Origin of the sequence: Laedolimicola intestinihominis (assembly GCF_040096155.1) — a bacterium.
Lineage (GTDB): Bacteria > Bacillota > Clostridia > Lachnospirales > Lachnospiraceae > Laedolimicola > Laedolimicola intestinihominis.
This window is the reverse complement of sequence record NZ_JBBMFE010000009.1, coordinates 112,412-135,644: the sequence shown is the minus strand read 5'-3', so window position 1 is coordinate 135,644 and position 23,233 is coordinate 112,412. Positions and strand designations below refer to the sequence as shown.

Below are 23,233 nucleotides of genomic sequence, written 5' to 3'. Positions count from 1 at the left end.
TGAAGCGGGGGAAAAGCTGGAGATAACTTCAAAGGCTTACCTATCGCTATTTCCGACAGACATCATTACTTATGAAAAAGACACCCTTGACCTTTTGGACGATTTGAACAGCAGCAATCAGAAGATGGTAAAAATAACATTTCTGATTACCTGTTATGGAAGAAGTAAACGTGCGTTGGAAAATATCACACAGCGGGTATCCGGTATTATCCAGCAGGCAAACTGTAATTTAAGGTGTATGCAGTATTTACAGGAACAGGGACTGATGGCATCTGCTCCGATTGGCTGTAATGAAACAGGGATTGAGAGGGATTTGACAACAAAGAGTACAGCTATCTTAGTGCCGTTTTGTACGCAGGAATTATTTATGCCAGCTCCGGCTATTTATTATGGCTTAAATGCCCTAAGTAACAACATGATTATGGCAGACAGGAAAAGGCTGCGTACACCCAACGGTGTGATACTCGGTACGCCGGGAAGCGGAAAGTCCTTTAGTGCAAAGCGGGAGATTTTATCCTGTTTCCTGATGACAAAGGACGATATTGTGGTCTGCGATCCGGAGGGAGAGTATTTTGCCCTTGTGGGAGCGTTGCATGGGCAGGTGGTGCGGCTGGCAACCAATTCCAAAGATTACTTAAATCCGATGGATATACAGCTTTCGCATAAGGGGGATAAAGAAGCGTTGAAGCTGAAATCCGATTTTATCATTACCCTGTGTGATTTGATTGCCGGAGGAAAGAACGGTCTGGAAAATGATGAGAAAGGTATCATTGATGAATGTATCCGTCATATTTACGATGATTATTTTGAAAATCCCGTGCCGGAGAATATGCCAGTCCTTGAGGATTTGTATAATGCCCTGTTAGAGCATAAGAACAAAAAGGCAGAACGGATTGCAAACTCCCTTGTGCTGTATGTGCATGGTTCACAGAATTATTTTAATCACCGCACCAATGTAGACAGTCAGAACCGTATCATGTGTTTTGACATCAGGGACTTGGGAAACCAGTTAAAAGAGCTTGGAATGTTAATCGTGCAGGATGCGGTCTGGAACAGGGTATCTCAGAACCGGGAGCGTAAGATTGCCACCCGCTATTACTGTGATGAGTTCCACCTTTTGCTGAAGGAAAAACAGACCGCTGTGTATTCGGTGGAAATCTGGAAGCGTTTCCGTAAATGGGGCGGTATTCCGACAGGACTGACGCAGAATGTGGGCGATTTTTTGAAGTCGGAGGAAATCGAGGGAATCCTCGGCAATTCGGATTTTATCTATCTTTTGAATCAAAATGCAAAAGATCAGGCAATTCTTGCAGATAAGCTGGGACTGTCAGAAAAGCAGCTTGCCCATGTGACGAATTCGGAGCCGGGGTGTGGTCTGATACTGTTTGATAACGTGGTTATCCCGTTTGTAGACAAATATCCGTCCGATACAAAGACCTATGCGATTATGAATACCCGCCCGGAGGAAAGCGTAAGGCAGGAGGTGGAATGAATTTGAAAATAGGGTTGATTGATGTGGACGGACATCATTTTCCAAATCTCTGCTTAATGAAACTATCTGCATATCATAAGGCAAGAGGCGATACAGTGGAATGGCATGATGGCAGAAAGAAATATGACCTTGTTTATATGAGCAGGGTATTTACAGATACTTATACGAAAGATTTTACAGGTGGGATTCATGCGGACTGTATCATTAAAGGCGGTACGGGTTATGGACTGAAGAATAAACTGGAGGAGGAAGTGGAGCATAGTTATCCCGATTATGGCTTGTATTCGCAGTTTTCAGATACGGCTTATGGTTTCCTGTCACGGGGGTGTCCCCGTGGCTGCGGCTTCTGCATCGTGGGAGAAAAAGAGGGAAGAAAAACAGAGGCAGTAGCGGATTTGTCTGAGTTTTGGAGTGGACAGAGAAAAATCACATTACTGGATGCCAATATTTTAGCCTGTCCCGATTGGAAACGGTTGTTAGGGCAGCTTGCAGATAGTGGGGCAACCGTAGATTTTACACAGGGATTGGATATTCGTCTGATCACACCGGAAAAAGTAAAGGCACTCAACAAAGTAAAGACAAAAATGCTGCATTTTGCATGGGATAATCCGGAAGATGACCTGACACCGTATTTCAGAAAATTTTCTGACCTTACTTCTGTAAAAGATTATCGGAAAAGACGTGTCTATGTACTTACTAACTATGGGAGTACGCAGGAACAGGACTTATATCGCATTTATACCCTGCGTGAAATGGGTTACGAACCTTTTGTGATGGTCTACGAAAAGCCGACAGCACCGCCGGAAACAAGGAAACTGCAACGGTGGGTAAATAATAAATGGTTGTTCCATGCTGTGCCGGATTTTAAGGATTATGACCCGACAGGATATGCAAAGGGAAAAACAAAGGAAAAATAATGTGGAGGAAGCTACATGGCAGAAGATAAGAAAAAGAAAATGGCTGTATTTGCACAGGAGAAAAATTCTTTTATCGGAGAAATTCCAAAAGAGGGAAAGAACGGTAAAAAGAAAAAATCCGTAGCATATCAGCCGAGAGATGCAGATACCACTTCTGGACAGAATGTCCAGAGGTCAGAAAGTACAGTGAAGTATCAGAAAACAGATACTTCTGGACAGAATGTCCAAAAGTCCGAGGGTGCAGAAGCCGGAGATAAGTCGGGGAGTGACTTTATACAGCCGGACAGCACTTTTACAGAGGAAACAGAAGAAAAACATTCCGGCGATGATTACCGCCGCAGGGACACCTATCATCAGTCGCAGAAGAAAGGCAGGTATCAAAGGAGGGAATATCAAAGCCGGGAAAAGACAAAAACCTCTGATTTTGAGCAGAATTTCCAGACAAAGGACACCACATTTACCGAAGCGGCAGAACCGGAATTTCAAGGCAGTAAAAAGTTAGATAGGCTGCAAAAGAAAGCGGAAAAAGCAGGGAAAAAGGCAGAAACGGCTCAAAAGAAGCTTCCGAAGAAAACAGAGTATTCTCTGGAGCGTGTTTTTGATGAAAAGACCGGAAAAACAAAATATGTTCTGACTACGGTAAAAAAAGATAAGCCATTCAAGCCGGACAGTCCGGTAAAAAGAGCCGCAGGCAGGGCGGGTATGGAGTATTCCAATTTTGCCCATAGTAAGGTTGCCGAGGTGGAAAAGGAAAATTCCGGTGTGGAGGCGGCTCATAAGATAGAACAGCGGACAGAAGATGTCTATCGTTTTTCCAAACGGCATTATAAAGGCAAAGCCGAAAGGCGGCGGGAGAAAGCAGAGAAACTTGAGAAAAAGCAGGTACAGAAAGAAATCAATTTCCGCTATCAGAAGTTTATCGAGGAAAATCCCGAAATGCAGGAAAAGACCTTGAAAAAGCAGTTGCAGAAAAGGCTTCAAAAACAGCGTATCAAACGGGAATATGCCAAAGCAAGGAGGGCGGGGCAGACTGCTAAAACAGCAAAGGAAACCGCAGCAAAGTCAGGAAATCTTGTGACAGTGACAGCCAGAAAGATACAGGAGATTGCGACAAAAAATGCTTCCATGCTGTTTGCCATAGGAGCGTTGGCACTGCTTCTTGTGATGATTATGACAGCGGTATCCTCCTGCGGAGCGATGTTTTCAGAGGGAATCGGTACAACTCTGGCGGGAAGTTATATGAGTGTTCCGGCGGAAATTGATGCGGCAGACTTAGCATTTTCTGAGCTGGAAAAGGAGTTGCAGGCAGAGATTGATGCCATAGAAACGACATATCCGGATTATGATGAGTACCGCTATAATCTGGCGGCTATCGGACATGACCCGTTTGCCTTAATCAGTTATCTGTCGGCAGTCCATACAGAATTTACGGCAAGTGAAGTGCAGGGAGAAATCGAAGCTCTGTTTGGAGAGATGTATACGCTGACCTTAAATCCAATCGAAGAGGTAAGGACGAGGACGGTAACGAAAACTGGCACTCATACGGTAACAGACCCGGTCACAGGGGAAGAAACAGAGGAAGAGTATGAGTATGAAGAGGAAGAAGAATATACCGTAACAATTTTGGAAGTGACCCTGACAGCAAAAGATTTGAATTTTGTTGTTGCCGGACACATGAAAGAGGAGCAGAGAGATTTGTTTGCTCTTTATAAGCAGACCCACGGGCTGACACAGCAGTTTTATAAACCGCTTGATTTGTATTGGTATAACTATGTGAGCAGTTATTACGGCTGGCGTATCAATCCGGTGACAGAGCAGGAGCAGTTGCACCGGGGCGTGGATATAGCTGTTCCAACGGGGACAACCGTGTATGCGGCGATGGACGGAACCGTGACAACGGCAACGTATGACAGCAGTTACGGGAATTATGTCGTGATTGAGGACGAGAAAGGATATTGTACGAAATATGCCCACATGGAGCGTTTGAGTGTCCGGGCAGGGCAGAGCGTGACGCATGGAGATGTCATCGGGACTACGGGAAATACAGGAAGCAGCAGCGGAAGCCATTTGCATATCGAATGTCTGTATAACGGGGAGTATTATAACCCGTTATTTTATTTTGAAGCAGGTACAGATACCTTGTACGGCGAAGCACCGAGCAGCGGAAGTGGCGGTGGAAATGCCATACCGCCGGATTCTTACGATGATGCAACCGTGCAGGCTTTAATGGAAGAAGCGGCAAGATATTTAGGTTATCCCTATGTATGGGGCGGTTCCAGTCCGTCTACCAGTTTTGACTGTTCCGGTTTTGTCTGTTGGGTGTTTACAAACAGTGGAGTCCACAACCTGCCACGCACCACGGCACAGGGAATTTATGACCAGTGTACGCCTGTGTCGGCAGCGGATGCAAAAGCCGGGGATATTATCTTTTTCACGGGTACATACAATTCGGGTGTACCAGTAAGCCATGTGGGGATTTACTGCGGAAACGGGGTAATGATTCACTGCGGAGATCCAATTAGTTATGCTTCAATCAATTCTTCCTACTGGCAAAGCCATTTCTATGCGTTTGGAAGATTAAATTAACAGGGAAGTGAAAATTTATGACGAAAGAAAGAATTGTAAAGGAGCTTTCCAGAGTCCGGGAACAGCTTGCAGGATTGCAGGAAAGAGAAAAGGACTTGGCGGAACAGCTTCAGATGGCGGAGGATGCGGAGAAGATGAAATTTATTGAAAAGAATAAAATCTCTTTGGATCGGCTGATTTTACTGAATAAAGTCAGCGAGGAAGAAATCTTACGTCTGTTAAAAGAAAAAGAACAGAGAGAAACAGCACAATCAGGAGAAAAGGAGGCTTACAGCCATGAAGAAAATGAAATTATCATCTAAGGCGGCTCTGTCGCTTGCATTATCTGCCGTATTATTTTGTATGCCTGCGGCGGCATTTTCCATGAATGGCAATTATGCAATGTGCGTTTTTGCCGGAGAAACGGAACAGGAAACGGAAACTGCCAAACCGGAGGAAGATAAAAAGCCGGAGGAAAGCACGGAACAGACACCGGGTGAGAATGAAACGGAGGGAAGTACCGAAGAAAGCACCGGGGACAGTACGGTATCGGGGAATGAAACACCGGAGCCGGTATGTAGCTGTGAGGATAAATGCGGGGCGTATGATTATGATAAAAACTGCCCTGTCTGTGCGAAGGATTATAAGCTCTGTACTTATAAAAAGCCGAATGTAACCATAAAGATCAATCAGCCGGAGGACTGGCATAATGATACGGCTTCCGTTTCATTCAGTGTGGCAGATACGGCACAGACCGGGAATTTTGAGATAGCAAAAATTCAGGCAAAGGTAGGGCAGAACGGAAGCTGGACAGATGTGACAGAGGACAGGAAGTTAAAGATTTCAGAGAACTGTACCGTGTATGTGCTTGTCACAGACCAGAAAGGCAATACCTATGAGAAAAACCGTGCAATCAAGTGTTTTGATACCGTAAAACCTACCTTAAATGCGGCAGTCAGTGACGGACTGTTAAGCATACAGGTACATGATACCGATTCCGGTGCAAAGGCAGTCTATGTCAACGGATATGAATTTACAGAGCTGACAGGCGGTACATTAAATATCCGTCTGCAACAGTTTGATGCAGGGTATGAGTATTTTACGATTTATGCAATGGACAATGCCGGAAATATGTCGGAGATTTATAAGACGAAAAATCCGTATTACAAAGACCCTGCCGATACCAGTGACAAAAATCCGGCAGAGCAGCTCCCGGAGAGTGCGAAGCCTACCAAACCGGGAAGTGCCACAGGAACAGTAACGGAACATACGAAAACGGACAGTAATGGAAATACCACTTCACAGTCAAGCAGCCCTGCCGAGCAGAAAAAACAGGCGATGAAAGAAGCGGATGCCGCAGAAAAGGCGGAAAGCGGGCAAACGGAAAATACAGAAAAGTCCGGGCTGGGAAAAGAATTTTACACCATTCAGACGGCAACAGATAAAGTCTTTTATCTGGTTATTGACCGGGACGGAGAGGAAGAAAAGGTGTATTTCCTGACCGAGATTACAGAAAATGACCTGTTAAATACAACTTCCGATAACAGCGAAACCTTACCGAAAAATTCCGCAGCGTTGGAGTCTACAATCCCGAATGGGGAAGGTGCGTTGCCGAACAATAACGGGGAACAGACGGACACATCAGACAGTGAGCCGGAAACCGAAAATGCAGAAACAGCGGAAAACACGGAAGATACAGAACCGGAGCAGGAAGTGAAAAAAGAGCCGAATCCGATGATTTTTTATCTGTTGATGGGCGGTGCTGCCGTTCTTTTCATCGGCGGAGCTTACTATTTTAAGGTTGTCCGCAAGAAGAAAGAGGACTTCATCGAGGATGAAGATGAGGACGAGGAAGAAGAGGAAGAATACGAAAATGAAGATGAGGAGTCAGAGGAAGATTCCGAAGAAGATTTCTTTGACGGACAGGAGGAATAAGGATGCAGTTAGTGATCACAGAGAAACCGAGTGTGGCACAGGCAATCGCCCATGTCATCGGTGCAAAAGAGAGAAAAGACGGTTATGTGGAGGGAAACGGCTATCTCGTTTCATGGTGTGTGGGACATCTGGTAGAGCTGGCACAGCCGGAGGCTTATTCGGAGGCATGGAAAAAATGGAGTTATAAAAGCCTTCCTATGATTCCGGAGCAGTGGCAGCATGAAGTGAAAAAGGATACGGCGGCACAGTACAAAGTATTAAAAGAATTGATGCGTGACAGCAGAGTGGACAGCGTGGTATGTGCCACCGATGCCGGACGGGAAGGAGAGCTTATCTTCCGTCTGGTCTATGAACAGGCAGGCTGCAAAAAGCCGATGAAACGCTTGTGGATTTCCTCAATGGAGGAATGTGCAATCCGTGAGGGATTTGCCAGTTTAAAACCGGGCAGCGAATATGACAGTCTGTATCACTCTGCACTTTGCAGACAGCAGGCAGACTGGCTTGTAGGACTGAATGGTACGAGATTATTTACGGTGTTATATGGCGGCAAGGTATTAAAGGTCGGCAGGGTGCAGACGCCCACCCTTGCCATGCTGGTAGACCGGGAAGTACAGATTATGGATTTTCAGAAAGAGCAGTATTACATGGCTCATATCCTGATGGATGGGATGGATGCCGTTACAGAGCGGATTGACGATAAGGCAGGGGCGGAACATATTGCTGCAGCGTGTGAAAGTCAGAGAGCGGAGGTTCGTTCGGTATTAAAGGAAAATAAAAGCGTTGCACCGCCGAAGCTCTATGACCTTACGACACTTCAAAGGGATGCCAACCGTATTTTTGGTTTCACGGCAAAGCAGACCTTAGAGTATACGCAGAGCCTTTATGAAAAGAAGCTGGTTACCTATCCGAGAACGGACAGCCAGTATTTATCCGATGACATGGAGGACACTGCAAGGGCGGTAATCGGTGCTGTCTATCAGGCAATTTTGTTTGAAGAACAGACGAAAGATACACCGGATATAAAAAGAGTGCTGAACAGTAAAAAAGTCACAGACCACCATGCAATCATTCCGACAATGGAGATTACCAAAACAGATCTTTCCACTGTGCCGGAGGGAGAAATGAAAATCCTTTCCCTTTCTGCGAACCGCCTGTTATGTGCCACAGGGGAGAAGCACCTGTATGAAACCGTAAAAGCAGAGTTTTCCTGCGGAGGTTACAGCTTTCGTGTATCTGGAAAAACGGTTCTGCAGAACGGCTGGAAAGATTTTGAAGCTGCACTGAAACGCACCTATAAGGTTGAGAAAACAGAGGAGGACAAAGAAGAAAAGAAGCTGCCGGAACTGTCAGAAGGCATGACGTTTCCGGTTATGCAGACAAAGGTAACGGAGCATTTTACACAGCCGCCGAAGCACTTTACAGAGGACAGCCTGCTGTCCGCTATGGAACGGGCCGGAGCGGAAGAGATGGGCGATGATGTGGAGCGTAAGGGACTTGGCACACCTGCCACCAGAGCAGACATTATCGAGAAGCTGGTCAAAGACGGATTTGTAAAGCGTGAGAAAAAACAGATGCTGCCAACAGAGGATGGCATGAAGCTGATTACCGTTCTGCCGGATTTGGTAAAATCCCCAAAACTCACAGCAGACTGGGAAAATGCCCTGACTTTAGTGGCAAAGGGCGAATATTCCATGCAGGAGTTCATGGCTGGCATTGAAGATATGGTACGGGAACTGGTGCAGACCTATCACAGCATCAGCGATGAACAGAAGTCCTTATTCGGGACTACACAGGAGGTATTTGGTAAATGCCCGAAATGCGGCGGCGATGTGGTAAAAGGAAAATTCGGTGCGTATTGCAGGAATAAATGCGGCATGAATGTGGGCAGGGCGATGGGAACAGTGCTTTCCGACAGCCAGATAAAAAGTCTGCTGGAGGGCAAAAAGACTCTTGTAAAAGGACTGAAAGGGAAGAAAGGAGGCTATGATGCGTACTTGATTCCGGAGGGGATTGAAGATTATTCCTACATAAAAGACGGAAAGGAAATGAAAGGTTCGCAGTATAGGTTCAAAATGGAATTTCCCAAAAAGAGCAGCGAAGTGAAAAGGAGATAGGACGATGAATACAGAAATGAAAAAGACCGTTATTTACAGTACAGGAGATAAGATTTTAAGTGCCATGAAGGAGCAGGACATTAGTATTCCAGAGCTTTCTCTGGCGTGTGGTGTCCGGGAAAACGTGATTATGGATATTCTGGCAGGAATCCGGGAACCGGATATTACTACCCTCTGTAAAATTGCAGATGCGTTGGGAATTTGTGTGCATGAGCTGTGTCCTGATGAAGAAAAATATGCAATTCCGGTGGAAAAGGACATCCTTGCAAAGCTCATTGTGGTAAGTGAGTTAAATGGGGGGAATTTATCGGAACTGATTGGTACTATTTTAGAAAAAGGCATTGAGGAACATGGTTTTTATGAATAAGGCGGCGGGGCTTATCCCCTCCGCTGTTTTGGAGGAATGCTTATGATAACAAAATATCAGATGATTTCTGCTCTGGCGGAAGATACCGCAAGGCAGGTGGCAAAAAACGGGCAGGAGTGGACAAGCTATCTGACCACTGCCGCAAGGCTCTACAAATATCCGTTCCATGAGCAGATGCTCATTTATGCACAAAGACCGGATGCGACAGCCTGTGCTTCCATTGAGATATGGAATGAAAAAATGAATTGCTGGGTAAACCGGGGAGCAAAAGGGATTGCCTTGTTAGATACGGAAAGGGAGCGTCCAAGGTTAAAATATGTTTTTGACATATCCGATGTGCATAAGGCAAGAAGAATCGGGCGTGATCCATATCTTTGGGAGCTTAGAGAGGAACATCAGGAAACGGTGCTTGCCCAACTTGAAAAGACCTACGGAGAAACAGATAGAACGCTCTCTTTTGAACAGCGGCTATTGGAACTTGCTGACCGGATTGCACAGGATTATTATGAAGAGCTTCTGCCGGAAATTGAATATGTGAAAGAGGGCAGTTTTTTAGAGGAACTTGATGAGTTTAATGTGGGAGTACGGCTTCGTGATACGTTGTCATCGAGCATTGCATATACCTTGCTGTCACGTTGCGGTGCAGACATGGAAATGTGGAGGGACGAACTTGATTTTTCTTATATCAGCGATTTTAATACCACAAAAACCCTGTCTGTTATCGGCACAGCTACAACGGATATGTGTAAGCCTATTCTCATGGAAATAGGAAGAACCATAGGAGCATATAACCGTCAGCTTGCAAGGCAAAATGCCTTAAAAAAGGCGGAGGAAAAACCCGTAAAAGAAGATTCGGTAACTTCCCCGGAAAAATCAGAAAAAACATTTGCAAATATGTCTGATGTATACTATAATGCGTTAAAGCGTGAAAGCGAAAAAGAAACACAGCAATCCAAAATAGAAGAACAAAAGCAAAAGGAGGATACAGCACATGAAACTGACATACGAGAAGAACGGGGACTATCTGATTCCGAACCTGACCGTGAACGAGGAGCCGGAGGGAATGCTGACAAAGTACGGACTGATGAGGAAGAACTTTCTGAAAGAACACCGGAAAGGGATTTATCAAGGCATGATACTGACGGGCGAATTGAAAGCACACTGTCTGGAGATACAGGAGCAGGCAGAACAGAGAATGGAAGTTATGACCAGCCGGATGGCGAAAACCGAGGGCGTGACCGAGAAACTGAAAGCAGCCGATCCGATGAAGTGGACAGCGAAGATGAACAACATCAGACACGCAGCGGAGGAGAGCATATTGACGGAGCTGATTTATATTTAAGCCCGGATATACAAATTCATACAGAAACGGCAGAGCCGGATAGTGAGAAAGATTCATTATCCGGTTCTTTTTTGCCCGAATTATCTGAAATGGAGCAGGGAGAGGCGTTGCAGCGTGGCATTTTATGCAGCGATGAGTTCCTGAAGCATAAAAGACCGGAGATAGCGGGCTATTTTCAGATGGAGCAGGATGCAAAGATACAGGCAGAATATCTGAAAAACTCATTCCGTATGGAAGAATACACGGAATTTAACATTGAGGAACTGCGGGGTGGTTATCGAGCTGACGAGGATGGCATTACTCTGTGGAAAGGAAATTATCTGACCCGTGAAGCGGAAAGCAGGCTGTCATGGGATGAGGCACGTTTCCTTGTTTATTCTTACATTGAGGATGGTGTGTATTTACTTCCGAGAGAAGAAGCAGAGAAGATTGAAACAAACGGAATGTATCAGCAGCTCGATTTGTTTACCATGTTCACGGAGCAGGCGGGGAATCTTGCCGTAAAACAGGCAGAGGAAGCAATGCCGATTCAGCCAGTGGCAAAGATACCGCCGGAACAGTTAGCGGATATTATCCGGAGTGGCGGTGGCAGGGATAACAGCAGAAAGCGTATCTATGCCAAATATCAGCAGGGCAAGACACCGGAAGAAATGACTGCATTTTTACAGAAGGAATACGGTACAACCGGAAAAGGCTTTGAATTTAATGGAAAACAGCTTGCAGTATGGTTCGATGAGGGCGGTATGCGTGTGGGATACGGCACATCGGCGGAACATCCGGTGTTTCAGATGAGCTGGCAGGAGGTAGAAGCCCAAATACGGTCACAGGTGGTAAACGGCACTTATATGGGTGCAAATGAAGCCTACCTTGTGGATGAAGCGGAACGTGAACGGATTGCAGGGCATTTGTTTTTCTTCTTTCGGGATGGTATGGGAGAACTGCCGGAAGAACTGGGGTTAAAAGCAGGGAATTATCCTGATTCCCACGCACGGCTTTTAGAGATGCTTTCTACGAGGGAGGGCGTGGAACTGCTTGCCGCCCACATGGATCAGGCTCTTCATCAGTTGAAAACGGGAGTGAAAAAATTGGGTTTCCGTTCTGTTATGCCGAAAGAGGAGCTGCGGGAAGAACTTGGAAACCAGCTCTTAGAGAAGCAGACATTTCCGACAGCAGACCATGTGGACATCAAAAAAGAGGATTTTATCACGCAGGATGAAATTGACCACAGGCTAGGCAGGGGAAGCGGCTTTTCACATGGTTCGTTCCGTATCTATGAGTATTTCAAAGAGGGACATGACAGCAAAGAAGCAGCCGATTTTTTGAAAAAAGAATACGGTACAGGCGGAAGTTCCCATGCACTTGCAGGCTCAGACCACAGTTGGGAAGATCATGATTTTAAAGGTATCGAACTGAAAAAGGGGAATATCAGCGAACCGTATGCACAAGTGCTTTTATCGTGGAAAGTGGTGGAAAAGCGTATACGCAAACTGGTAGAGGAAGATAAGTATTTATCTCCGGCGGGGAAAGAAGCCTATGCAAAGTACAAAGAGGAAGAAGCACAAAAAGCCCTTGAAAAAGCACAGGCAGCAATCGAGAGAAAAACAAAGGCAGCCTGTAAGGAAGCCATTGAGCGGACGATTGCAGAAAAGTTTGACGGGTATCGTCTGCCAAAGGAAACGGCAGAGAAAGTCATCAAACGATTTGGCAGCGAGCGTGTCAGCTATGTACTTGCCAATACGGTCACATATCTAAGCCATGACGGAAGATTTTCTCCGGATAATAAAGAGTGGGCAAAGTCCATAGAACCGTATGCCATGTGGGAGAACCGGGATTTGATTGTTGGTTCCAACCCTGCGGTCTTGAATGGGTTTATTAACCAGACAAGGCGGTATATGGAGCAGGAAAAGGAACTTGCGGCACAGCAGGTAACGATAGATGATCAGTTGTGCTTAAAGATTGATGAATGGAAGTCCGGAGAGGACACTTATGTGCTTGGAAATTCTTTGCAGGATAATGAGTTCTTTTATGTACTTGTAAATGGGAATGTCCATTTTGAATATGGATATAAACCAGACAGGGAAGAAGTGGAAACCGATTATCTGAATGTTACGGCGATGGAAGATATTGACCGACATGAAGCAGAGGTATTTTCACGCATTGAGGGGACAGAAGATATACCGGAAGATGAACCTCGTTTTTCTGTGGGAGAAACCAGCGATGCCTTTGAACCGGGACAGGATTTTGCGGTATGGGATAATGCCAGGGAAGATTATTATACGGATGCAGACGGGACAATCCCTACGTTTGAAACGAAAGAAGAAGCAGAAGATTATCTGCAAGGCATGGAACAGAAGCCTGTCACTTCTGGACACGATGTCCAAAAGCCATTGGTAGAACCTGCCATAGAAAAGCCTGTGAAGCAGTCTGCACCAAAGATTGATAAATCCAATGCGGTCAATTTCCATATCACGGACGATGCGTTAGGAGTAGGCAGTGCGAAAGAGAAATTCAGACGAAATATAGAAGCAATCCGTACTTTGGAAAAGGTGGAGAGCGAGAAGCGTATCGCCACATCGGAAGAACAGCAGATTTTATCACAGTATGTTGGCTGGGGCGGGCTTGCCGATGCCTTTGATGAAAGCAAATCTGTATGGGCGGGAGAATATCAGCAGTTAAAGGAATTGTTATCGCCGCAGGAGTACGCTTCTGCAAGGGAAAGTACCTTAAATGCCCACTATACCAGTCCTGCCATTATCCGCAGTATTTATGATACCTTAGAACGTATGGGATTTGAAAAAGGAAATGTATTAGAGCCTGCAATGGGTATCGGAAATTTCTTCGGAATGCTGCCAGAGAAGATGCAGGAAAGCCGACTTTATGGTGTGGAGCTGGATGGTATTACGGGCAGGATTGCAAGACAGCTCTATCCGAAAGCGGATATTAAAATATCCGGTTTTGAAAAAACAGACTATCCGAATGATTTTTTTGATGTGGCAGTCGGCAATGTGCCATTTGGACAGTATAAGGTAGCGGACAAACAGTATGATAAAAATAATTTCCTAATCCATGATTATTTCTTTGCAAAGACATTGGATAAAGTCCGTCCTGGCGGTGTAGTTGCATTTGTTACCAGTAAGGGAACAATGGATAAAAAAAGTCCGGAGGTCAGAAAGTATCTTGCCCAGCGGGCGGAGCTTATGGGGGCGGTCAGACTTCCGAATACAGCATTTAAGGAAAATGCAGGGACAGAAGTCACTTCGGATATTTTATTTTTCAAGAAGCGTGACCGTGTGATGGATATAGAGCCGGATTGGGTACATTTATCAGAAGATGCAAATGGTATCGCCATGAATACCTACTTTGCGGAACACCCGGAAATGATTGTTGGGAAGATGGAAATGGTCAGCGGTCCCTATGGTATGGAAAGCACCTGCCAGCCGGATGCCACAAGACCGTTTGCAGAGCAGTTAATGGATGCGGTCAGCCGGATTGACGGGGAAATCGAAGCAGTGGAGATGGACGAGCTTGCGGATGAGCTGGCAGATGCCACCATTCCGGCAGACCCGGACGTAAAGAATTACAGCTACACACTGGTGGAAGATAAGGTATATTACCGTGAAAATTCCATTATGAAGCCTGTGGATATGTCAGAATCCATGCAGGAACGCATAAAAGGCATGGTAGGAATCCGAAACTGTACGCAAGAGCTTATCAGTTTGCAGTTGGAAGAATATCCGGATACTGTGATTAAGGAAAAGCAGAAAGAATTGAATACCCTTTATGATACGTTCAGCAGAAAATACGGTTTAATCAATTCCCAGACCAACAAAAGAGCCTTTAATCAGGACAGCAGCTATTGTCTGTTATGTTCTCTGGAAAAGCTGGATGACGAGGGAAATTTCAAAGGCAAAGCGGATATGTTCACGAAACGTACCATTAAGAAAGCGGAAGTGGTTACAAGCGTGGATACAGCAACGGAAGCTCTGGCAGTATCTTTATCAGAAAAAGCAAAAGTTGACCTTTCTTATATGGCGGAGCTGACCGGAAAAGAGATTGATACAATCAAAGAAGAACTGACGGGCATTATCTTTCAGAATCCGGTCACAGATAGGTGGGAAGCAGCGGACGAGTATTTAAGCGGCAATGTCCGGGATAAGTTGCAAACAGCGAAGATTTACGCCGAAAACCACCCGGAATACAACATAAATGTGCAGGCACTTACACAGGTGCAGCCCACAGAACTGGATGCCAGCGAGATTGAGGTGCGTATCGGTGCCACATGGGTTGAACCGAAATATATTGAAGATTTCATGCGCGATGTTTTTGAAACACCGCAGCATCTTTTCAACCGGAATACAATGGGGATTCAGTATTCCGATGTGACAGGACAGTGGAATGTAAAAGGAAAAAGTGCGGATTACGGAAACAGTCTTGTAAATATGACTTATGGTACAAACCGGAGAAATGCTTATCAGATTTTAGAGGATTCTCTGAATTTAAAGGACAGCCGGGTGTACGATACCGTGATAGAGGACGGAAAGGAAACGAGAGTCCTGAATAAAAAGGAAACCATGATTGCCAGTCAGAAACAGGAGGCAGTCCGGGAAGCCTTTAAGAACTGGGTATTTGAAGATCAGGAACGTAGACAGGACTTGGTGGCGAAATATAACAAGCTCTTTAATTCTACCAGACCAAGAGAATATGACGGTTCCCATTTGAAATTCCCTGGCATGACACCGGACATCGACCTTAGACCGCACCAGTTAAATGCGGTGGCACACCAGCTTTACGGGGACAATACCCTGCTTGCTCATTGTGTGGGAGCAGGAAAGACCTTTGAAATGATTGCTGCAGCAATGGAAAGCAAGCGGTTAGGGTTATGCCAAAAGAGCCTGTTCGTTGTTCCCAATCATTTGACGGAACAGTGGGCGAGTGACTTTTTGCGGTTATATCCCGGAGCAAATATTTTAGCGGCAACGAAGAAAGATTTTGAGCCAGCCAACCGGAAGAAATTCTGTTCCAGAATCGCCACCGGAGATTATGATGCTGTCATTATCGGGCATAGCCAGTTTGAAAAAATCCCGTTGTCGCAGGAAAGACAGATAGGCATTATCGAAAGACAGATTGATGAGATTGAGCTTGCCATAGAGCAGGCGAAAGCAGATAACGGGGAGCGTTACACCATTAAGCAGATGGAAAAGTCCAGAAAATCCCTTATGACAAGACTGGAAAAACTCAACGATACTTCCAGAAAAGATAATGTTGTAACCTTTGAGCAGTTAGGTGTGGACAGGCTGTTTGTAGATGAAAGTCACAATTATAAGAACCTTTTTCTATACACGAAAATGCGGAATGTGGCGGGCATTGCACAGACGGAAGCACAGAAGTCCTCCGATATGTTTGCTAAGTGCCAGTACCTTGATGAGCTGACTGGCGGAAAGGGCATTACGTTTGCTACGGGTACGCCGATCAGCAACAGTATGACGGAGCTTTACACCAATATGCGGTATCTTCAGTATGGTACGCTTCAGAAGATGGGATTAGGGCATTTTGACAGTTGGGCAGCTTCTTTTGGAGAAACACAGACCGCCATTGAGCTGGCACCGGAGGGAACAGGATACCGGGCAAAGACAAGATTTGCAAAATTCTTCAATCTGCCGGAGCTGATTGCACTTTTCAAGGAGAGTGCGGATATCCAGACACCGGATATGTTAAAGCTGCCTGTGCCGGAAGCAGAATATGAGAACGTGGTGCTGAAACCCAGCGAATATCAGAAAGAGATGGTAACATCGCTGGCAGATCGGGCGGAGGCAGTGCGTAACAGACTGGTAGAGCCGCATCAGGATAATATGCTCAAGATTACCAACGATGGAAGAAAACTGGCACTCGACCAGCGTCTGATCAACGATATGCTCCCCGATGAGGAACATTCCAAAGCAAAAACCTGTGTGGATAAGGCATTTGAGATTTGGGAAGATACCAAAGGGGAGAAATCAGCACAGCTTATTTTCTGTGATTTATCGACACCGAAAGGAGATGGTACATTTAATGTCTATGAGGATATAAGAAATAAACTGATGGAAAAAGGTGTTCCCGCAGAAGAAATCGCCTTTATACATCAGGCAAATACGGAGCTTAGGAAAGCGGAGCTGTTCAGTAAGGTAAGAAGCGGACAGGTTCGTTTTTTATTGGGTTCTACTGCAAAAATGGGAGCCGGGACAAACGTGCAGGACAGACTGATTGCGCTGCACCACCTCGATGTACCGTGGCGTCCGTCTGATATTGAACAGCAGGAGGGGCGTATTTTGCGGCAGGGCAACAGGAATCCAAAGGTTAAGATTTTCCGGTATGTGACAGAGGGAACATTTGACAGCTACTCATGGCAGCTCATCGAGAATAAGCAGAAATTTATCGGTCAGATTATGACAAGCAAATCTCCGGTGCGAAGTTGTGAGGACGTAGATGAAGCGGCACTTTCCTATGCAGAGGTCAAGGCTCTGGCAACGGGGAATCCCTATATAAAAGAAAAGATGGATTTGGATATTCAGGTCAGTAAGCTGAAACTGATGAAAGCCAATCACACCAGTCAGAAATACCGTCTGGAGGACAACATTGCAAAGCATTATCCACAGCAGATAACCATTCTGAAGGAACGGATCAGCGGCTTGCAGGCAGATATTCAGACTGCAAAAGCCAATCTCCCGGCAGACAAGGAACTTTTCTCTATGAAGGTCGGAAACAAGCTCTACACCGATAAAAAAGAAGCCGGAACTGCACTTGTAGAGATGTGCAAAGAAATCAAAAGCGTCAATGCTCCAGCAGTCATTGGAGAGTATGCAGGCTTTAAAATGGCGGTGTCCTTTGATTCCTTTAACCATAAATTCGTTATGAACATCAAAGGACAGCTCAGTCATAATCTGGAGATTGGTGTTGACCCGCTGGGTAACATTTCCCGTATCAACCATGCGTTGGAAGCCATGACAAAGGAACTGGCAGAAGCATCCACAAAGCTGGAGAATGTGGAGCGTCAGCTTGAAACAGCGAAAGTGGAGGTTACAAAGCCATTTGCACAGGAAGCGGAGCTTTCAGAGAAGTTAGACCGCCTTTCTGCCTTAAATTCCCTGCTCAATATGGACGAAAAGGGAGAGGACGGAATAGGTATGGAAGATGATAAATCGGAACTGGGTACAGAGCAGGTGGCAGATGCCAGAAAAACGTATCCCATAGAAAATGCCCGACACAATTATGCTGTGGAAAATGGAAATCCGCAGGGAATGAGGTTCACAGCAGCGATGGCGGATAAGTCGGCACAGAGGGTATCCTTGAAAGAGCGGCTGGCAGAGATGCAGGTACGGGCTGCAGGTGGGAACATGGAAAAAAGTTTGCAGCAAAAGTCAAAGGAACACAGGTTGTCAATATGATAAAAATCAGTTTATAAAAATTTTCTTTTAAATAGGTTGCAAAAGTGGGTGTTTCACACTAAAATATAGTTAGAAGAGTATGAGTAAATCAAAGAGAGCCATACTAACAAAGGAGGTGTTTATATGGCAACTTCAAGTATCACTAAGAATTTTATCATATCCGGTCAGAAGCAGGTGGAGATGTTTGCCGATGCGATTGAAGCATCTGCCAACGACAGAACACCTCGTGTTCCAATCAATGTTACCTACTTGCAAGGGGCAGATGATATTTTAAAATTCATGGAGAGAAGGAAGAAAGCGAATGCAACCAGCAAATAACTTTATTGTGCTGAACATTCGTGAGTATTTAGAAAATGAGGACAAAAGACTCGGAGAGGACACATTAGTACAGCTCCTTTCCGAGTTTTCATGTCCGTTAAATCCGGATGTTGAGCGTTTCCTAAAACAGCAGGCAATTGAGTTTGCCAAAAAACATCAAGCAGTTACATATATTGTATTGTCATTGGAAGATGCAGAGTTGTTGGGATATTTTTCTATTACAATCAAGCCACTTGTTGTAAAAGCAGAACCATTTAGTAATACGGTTAAGAGGAAACTGGCAAGATTTAGCGAGATAGATAAAAATGAACAGACCTACAACTTAGCAGCTTACCTGATTGCCCAACTTGGGAAAAACTTTAGTGATAAGGCAAAAGGTCGGATAACAGGACAGGAACTGTTGGAAGCAGCTATCAGGCAGACACAGCTTTTGCAGTATCAGGCTGGAGGTATGGTGGCATTTGTGGAGGCAGATAATAAAGAAAAACTACTTTCCTTTTATGAAAACTATGGCTTCAAGCGTTTTGATACCAGACAGACCGCAAGCTCAGAAGAACAGCATGAGCTGGTACAGCTTTTGAGACTGATTTAAATTAAAATTACATAATAAACCAAAGGTGTGTGGAACATGTTTTAAGAACAATCCATGCACCTTTTTTATTTGGAAGATACCGTCCCTACGAAAATGAAGGACGGTATTTTTGCGTGGAAAAAAGAAAGGACAATCGAATTATGGAAGATAAAAATACCGTTTACATGAGTGAAAAGCAAAAAGTCAAAGAGATTACGGATAAGCTGGAAGCTGGTTTGAAAGAGCTTTTTGAGAGTGAAAAATATAAAAGCTATCTCAGTACCATGTCAAAATTTCATAATTACAGTTTTAATAATACGCTGCTGATTGCCATGCAGAAGCCGGAAGCTACGCTGGTGGCAGGTTATCAGGCGTGGCAGAAGAACTTTGAGCGGCACGTCAATAAAGGAGAAAAGGCAATCCGTATTCTTGCACCAGCTCCTTATAAAATCAAAGAGGAACGTGATAAGTTAGACCCTGTAACGGGAGAAATGATGTTTGATGAAAACGGTATGCCGCAGAAAGAGGAAACAGAGGTTACCATTCCTGCCTTTCGTGCGGTATCTGTTTTTGATGTATCGCAGACGGATGGCAAGCCTATTCCGGAACTGGAAGTGAATGAGCTGTTATCTACGGTGGAGGGATATGAGGATTTTGTCCAGGCGCTTATGAATATTTCTCCTGTTCCGATTGCATTTGAAGATATTCCCGGCGATTCCAAAGGGTATTTCAGTACAGCAGAAAAACGGATTGCTGTTCAGGAAAATATGAGCGAAAGCCAGACTTTGAAAACAATGGTGCATGAGGTGGCTCATTCCAGGCTGCATGATAAAGAAGTTAATCAGAGCATGGATATTCCGGTAAAGGACAGGAATACAAAGGAAGTGGAAGCGGAGAGTGTGGCTTTTACAGTGTGCCAGCATTTCGGTATAGATACATCCGATTATTCCTTTGGATATATCGCAGGCTGGAGCAGCGGCAGGAATATGAAAGAGCTGAAATCTTCCCTTGATACAATCCGAAAGACAGCTTCAGAACTGATTACAGGCATTGAGGGGGCAATGCAGGAGCTTCAGCTTAACCGGGAGATGGAGCAGGAACATGGAAAGGAAAGCATTCTGCTGGTACATAACGAGGATTTTTCAGAATACAATCTTGTCAGTGTCCGTGGAATGGACAGTGCAGAACTTATATCCGCCCTTTCTACCATGAATGAAGAGGACAAATCGAATATACCGTCTTATCTTGAAAGTAAAGGGGCATGGACTACCGAACTTGCTGATGAGCAGACAGAAGAAGCGGAGGAATATCATATTGATGTCCGCTATAACATGGATACAGACGAGCTTATTGATGTAAAGGAAAGAATGGAACAACCCATTGATACCAATTTATCTGTCATGGGGCAGGCAGAACAACTTATCAATCAGTTGGAAGCAGAAAAAAATATTTTCACGTCTGAGGAGCGAAATCTGATTGTAAATTATGCCTATAAACTTGATGATATGAATAAAACAAGGGAACTTGCAGAGAAACTGGCATATAGGGAGCAGTATGCCCAACAGGATGTGGCATTGACCATAATTGATGCAAAGGCGGAGATTGATGCCCTGCCTGATCCGATGATTGGTTTGTCGGAAATGAGGGAATATGGCTATCAATGGGATGAAATGCTGCCATTAACACAAGAGAAAGCATTGGGATTATTTGAACATGATTTGCCTGTATATTTGCTTCATACTGACGGTGCGGAATCATTGGCAGAAAGCAGGGAGCGTATAGAAGAGCATGAAGGTATCTTTGGGGTTGAAAAGGAAACATGGAATAAAGCATTGAAACAGCAGACTAAGATTACACTTATCTTAATGGACGAACAGGAGCGAGAATATACATACCCGTATCCAGTTGTGGCTGTCGATATAGAAGAAATGGGTGGGGATAGAACTGCGGTATTCAAGACCTCAGAGCCTATTTCAGATACTGATGTGGCAGAAATTCATAATGCTTTTTATGGAACTGATTTGGAATTTGAAATAGAAAAAGAATTAGGTATCACATGGGTGGAATCTATTAACTATGAGGACGGATCTGTTATTACACCTGAAATGGCAAGAAAAGAGCAGCTCCTATATGCTAGTACCGATAAATATGGAATTTATCAATTAAAGCCTAATCCGGAATTAGATTCCTTACGTTTTGAGGGGACGGAATCCTTAAAGCGTATGGGCATTACAAAAGATAATTTTGATGCAATTAAACCAGAGAATTATACACTTTTATATGTGGGCGAATTATCTGAACTGCAAAAAGAGACGCAGGGGGCAACTTTAGAGGCAATCTTTGAAAAATTCAACCTTGACCACCCAGAAGATTTCAGAGGACATTCGCTATCTGTCAGCGATATAGTGGTGCTTCATCAGAACGGACAGAATACGGCTCATTTTGTGGATTCTTTTGGATATACGGAAATACCGGATTTTTTACGGGAGCAGACACCGGAAAAGGAAGAAATGCAGGACACTTCTGGACACAATGTCCAAAAGACAGAACCGGAAATAGATGGAGATGAAATCATTGATCTTGGCGATGAAACAGAACAGGTGCTTGCGGAAATGAAAAAAACTTTGGAAAGTGAACAGGAAACAGAACTGGCATTTTCTATTGCAGACCGTTTTATCAGCATTCAGGAAGTGGATGGCGGTTATGATTATTCCATTATGGGAGCTGATTATAAGGAGATTGACGGAGGAATTTATGATAATCCTGATGTGACGATAAGGGAAGCCTTGCATGATATTTTAGAGGATTTGAAGTCACAGCCGGATTACAATGGTGCAAAAGGAAATATCCAAAGAGAAGATGAACTGATACCGATGGATTATGATGGACTGATGGAAAAAGCAGAGGAAGCAAATCGTATTATTCCGGAGAGTACACCAAGCAGTGTGGTGGCAGATTTTAAGGCAAAGACCGGGGAATTATTCCACGATATTAGTGAAATGAATCCGGAAGAAATCGAGGAAACTGTGAAATGCCATGTGCAGGCGAAGATTGAAGAGTATGATATTAATGCAACAATCGTGGATGTTGCTGTAACAGGAAGCAGATGCAGGGGATTAGAGCATGAAGGTTCTGACCTTGATGTGGTGGTGGAACTTTCCACAGCGGAACGGGAGGACGATTTATTTAATGCCTTTAATGAGGATGGACTTCATATCGGAGAAGTAAAAGTTGACATCAATCCAATTACAGCCCAACGCACAGGTACGCTGGAATCCTATCTGCCACAGGTGGAAGAATATTTGGAGGGCGTCAGACAGGTAAGAGAGCAGGAAAAGGAGAGCGCAGAAGTAACTTTAACTGTTTCGGAATGTGGAGAATTTCATAATCTTGGTGAGTGTTATGAGAATATTCCTACGGTGGATGAAGCTATAGCAATCTGGAAGCAGATACCTTCAGAGCGGATGAATGGTATTCCGGCAATCGGAATCAATATCCTAGGGAGAGGGGCGGAACCCTACGAGGATTACGAGATTGATGTTTTATCTGGAAAGAGGATTGACCTTGGGGTTTTGGACTATGTTCCTGATATTAAAAACAATCCGCAGGCAATGGAAGTCATTACGGAACTGGTGGCTAAATTGCCCGATATGGAGATAGATGGCGTGATGAGTGAAGAAATGGAAGCAAGAGTGTGGGAACTGCGTATGCCGGACTTGCCACAGGAGGAACAGCTTGCAGTAGAACTTGACCGACTTTCCTACGATTATGATACTGTACTGTATCACGATAGTACAAGAAATATGACCGAGAATGTATCAGAGCTTGCAGAATCCATAAAACAGGGCGATACCGGACATTTAACAACGTGGCTTGCAGACATTATTTCGGAGGGAGCTGTACCAGAGGAAATAAAACGAGCAACGGAGCTTCTGGAAAAACTGACAGAGTATAAGCCGCTTGCCAAGATTGAGGAGGCAGAAGAACAGAATTATAATATGATTGATAATGTGCTGAATAATGGTGTTGGGGAGAAAGCCCAAAGGGAAAAAAATAAGAGAATGGAGGAGAAGCCTCCAGCAAGGGTTTCCTTAAAAGTTCGTCTTGCAGAGAAAAAGGCACAGGTAGAAGGGAAATCGAAAGAACATGATGTTCAGGAAAATGAAAAGAAAAGTCATAGGGAGATGTAAG

Annotated in this window: 12 protein-coding genes; all 12 read left to right on the top strand. The window is 44.7% G+C overall.

From position 1 onward, the window contains the following. A partial coding sequence (locus WMO29_RS10820; RefSeq protein ID WP_349164775.1) for a VirB4-like conjugal transfer ATPase, CD1110 family occupies positions 1-1,492 on the top strand: 1,492 nt, incomplete at its 5' end. Further along, positions 1,489-2,409 carry a radical SAM protein gene (locus WMO29_RS10815; RefSeq protein WP_202031343.1) on the top strand — a complete coding sequence of 307 codons (921 nt, stop codon included), beginning with the start codon at positions 1,489-1,491 and terminating at the stop codon, positions 2,407-2,409. The genes WMO29_RS10820 and WMO29_RS10815, both read left to right, overlap by 4 nt. 15 nt (positions 2,410-2,424) lie before the next feature. After that, the gene (locus WMO29_RS10810; RefSeq protein ID WP_173816646.1) at positions 2,425-4,995 is read left to right on the top strand and encodes a CD1108 family mobile element protein; all 2,571 of its coding nucleotides are present in this window, start codon (positions 2,425-2,427) and stop codon (positions 4,993-4,995) included. 17 nt (positions 4,996-5,012) lie between these two features. Then, positions 5,013-5,297 carry a cell envelope biogenesis protein TolA gene (locus WMO29_RS10805; protein ID WP_173816647.1) on the top strand — a complete coding sequence of 95 codons (285 nt, stop codon included), beginning with the start codon at positions 5,013-5,015 and terminating at the stop codon, positions 5,295-5,297. Then, on the top strand, positions 5,272-6,909 hold the full coding sequence (locus tag WMO29_RS10800) for a CD1107 family mobile element protein (RefSeq protein WP_349164774.1): 1,638 nt from the start codon (positions 5,272-5,274) through the stop codon (positions 6,907-6,909). The genes WMO29_RS10805 and WMO29_RS10800 overlap by 26 nt, the downstream gene beginning before the upstream one ends. Positions 6,910-6,911: 2 nt before the next feature. Continuing rightward, the gene (locus WMO29_RS10795) at positions 6,912-9,023 is read left to right on the top strand and encodes a DNA topoisomerase 3 (RefSeq protein WP_349164773.1); all 2,112 of its coding nucleotides are present in this window, start codon (positions 6,912-6,914) and stop codon (positions 9,021-9,023) included. A gap of 4 nt (positions 9,024-9,027) precedes the next feature. Continuing rightward, a complete protein-coding gene (locus WMO29_RS10790) occupies positions 9,028-9,390 on the top strand; it encodes a helix-turn-helix domain-containing protein (RefSeq protein ID WP_253060336.1) in 363 nt (120 codons plus the stop codon). A gap of 991 nt (positions 9,391-10,381) precedes the next feature. Continuing rightward, complete coding sequence (locus tag WMO29_RS10785; protein WP_317298148.1) at positions 10,382-10,732, top strand: TnpV protein; 351 nt, start codon at positions 10,382-10,384, stop codon at positions 10,730-10,732. A 107-nt stretch (positions 10,733-10,839) separates the two neighbouring features. After that, positions 10,840-18,153 (top strand): helicase-like domain-containing protein, encoded by a 7,314-nt coding sequence (locus WMO29_RS10780; RefSeq protein WP_349164772.1) that lies wholly within the window; start codon positions 10,840-10,842, stop codon positions 18,151-18,153. Positions 18,154-18,276: 123 nt separating this feature from the next. After that, the gene (locus WMO29_RS10775) at positions 18,277-18,471 is read left to right on the top strand and encodes a hypothetical protein (RefSeq protein WP_034212213.1); all 195 of its coding nucleotides are present in this window, start codon (positions 18,277-18,279) and stop codon (positions 18,469-18,471) included. Next, positions 18,455-19,063 carry an N-acetyltransferase gene (locus WMO29_RS10770; protein WP_173816596.1) on the top strand — a complete coding sequence of 203 codons (609 nt, stop codon included), beginning with the start codon at positions 18,455-18,457 and terminating at the stop codon, positions 19,061-19,063. Before WMO29_RS10775 ends, WMO29_RS10770 begins: the two co-directional genes overlap by 17 nt. Positions 19,064-19,203: 140 nt before the next feature. After that, the gene (locus tag WMO29_RS10765; RefSeq protein WP_349164771.1) at positions 19,204-23,232 is read left to right on the top strand and encodes a YodL domain-containing protein; all 4,029 of its coding nucleotides are present in this window, start codon (positions 19,204-19,206) and stop codon (positions 23,230-23,232) included. Position 23,233: the final 1 nt, after the last annotated feature.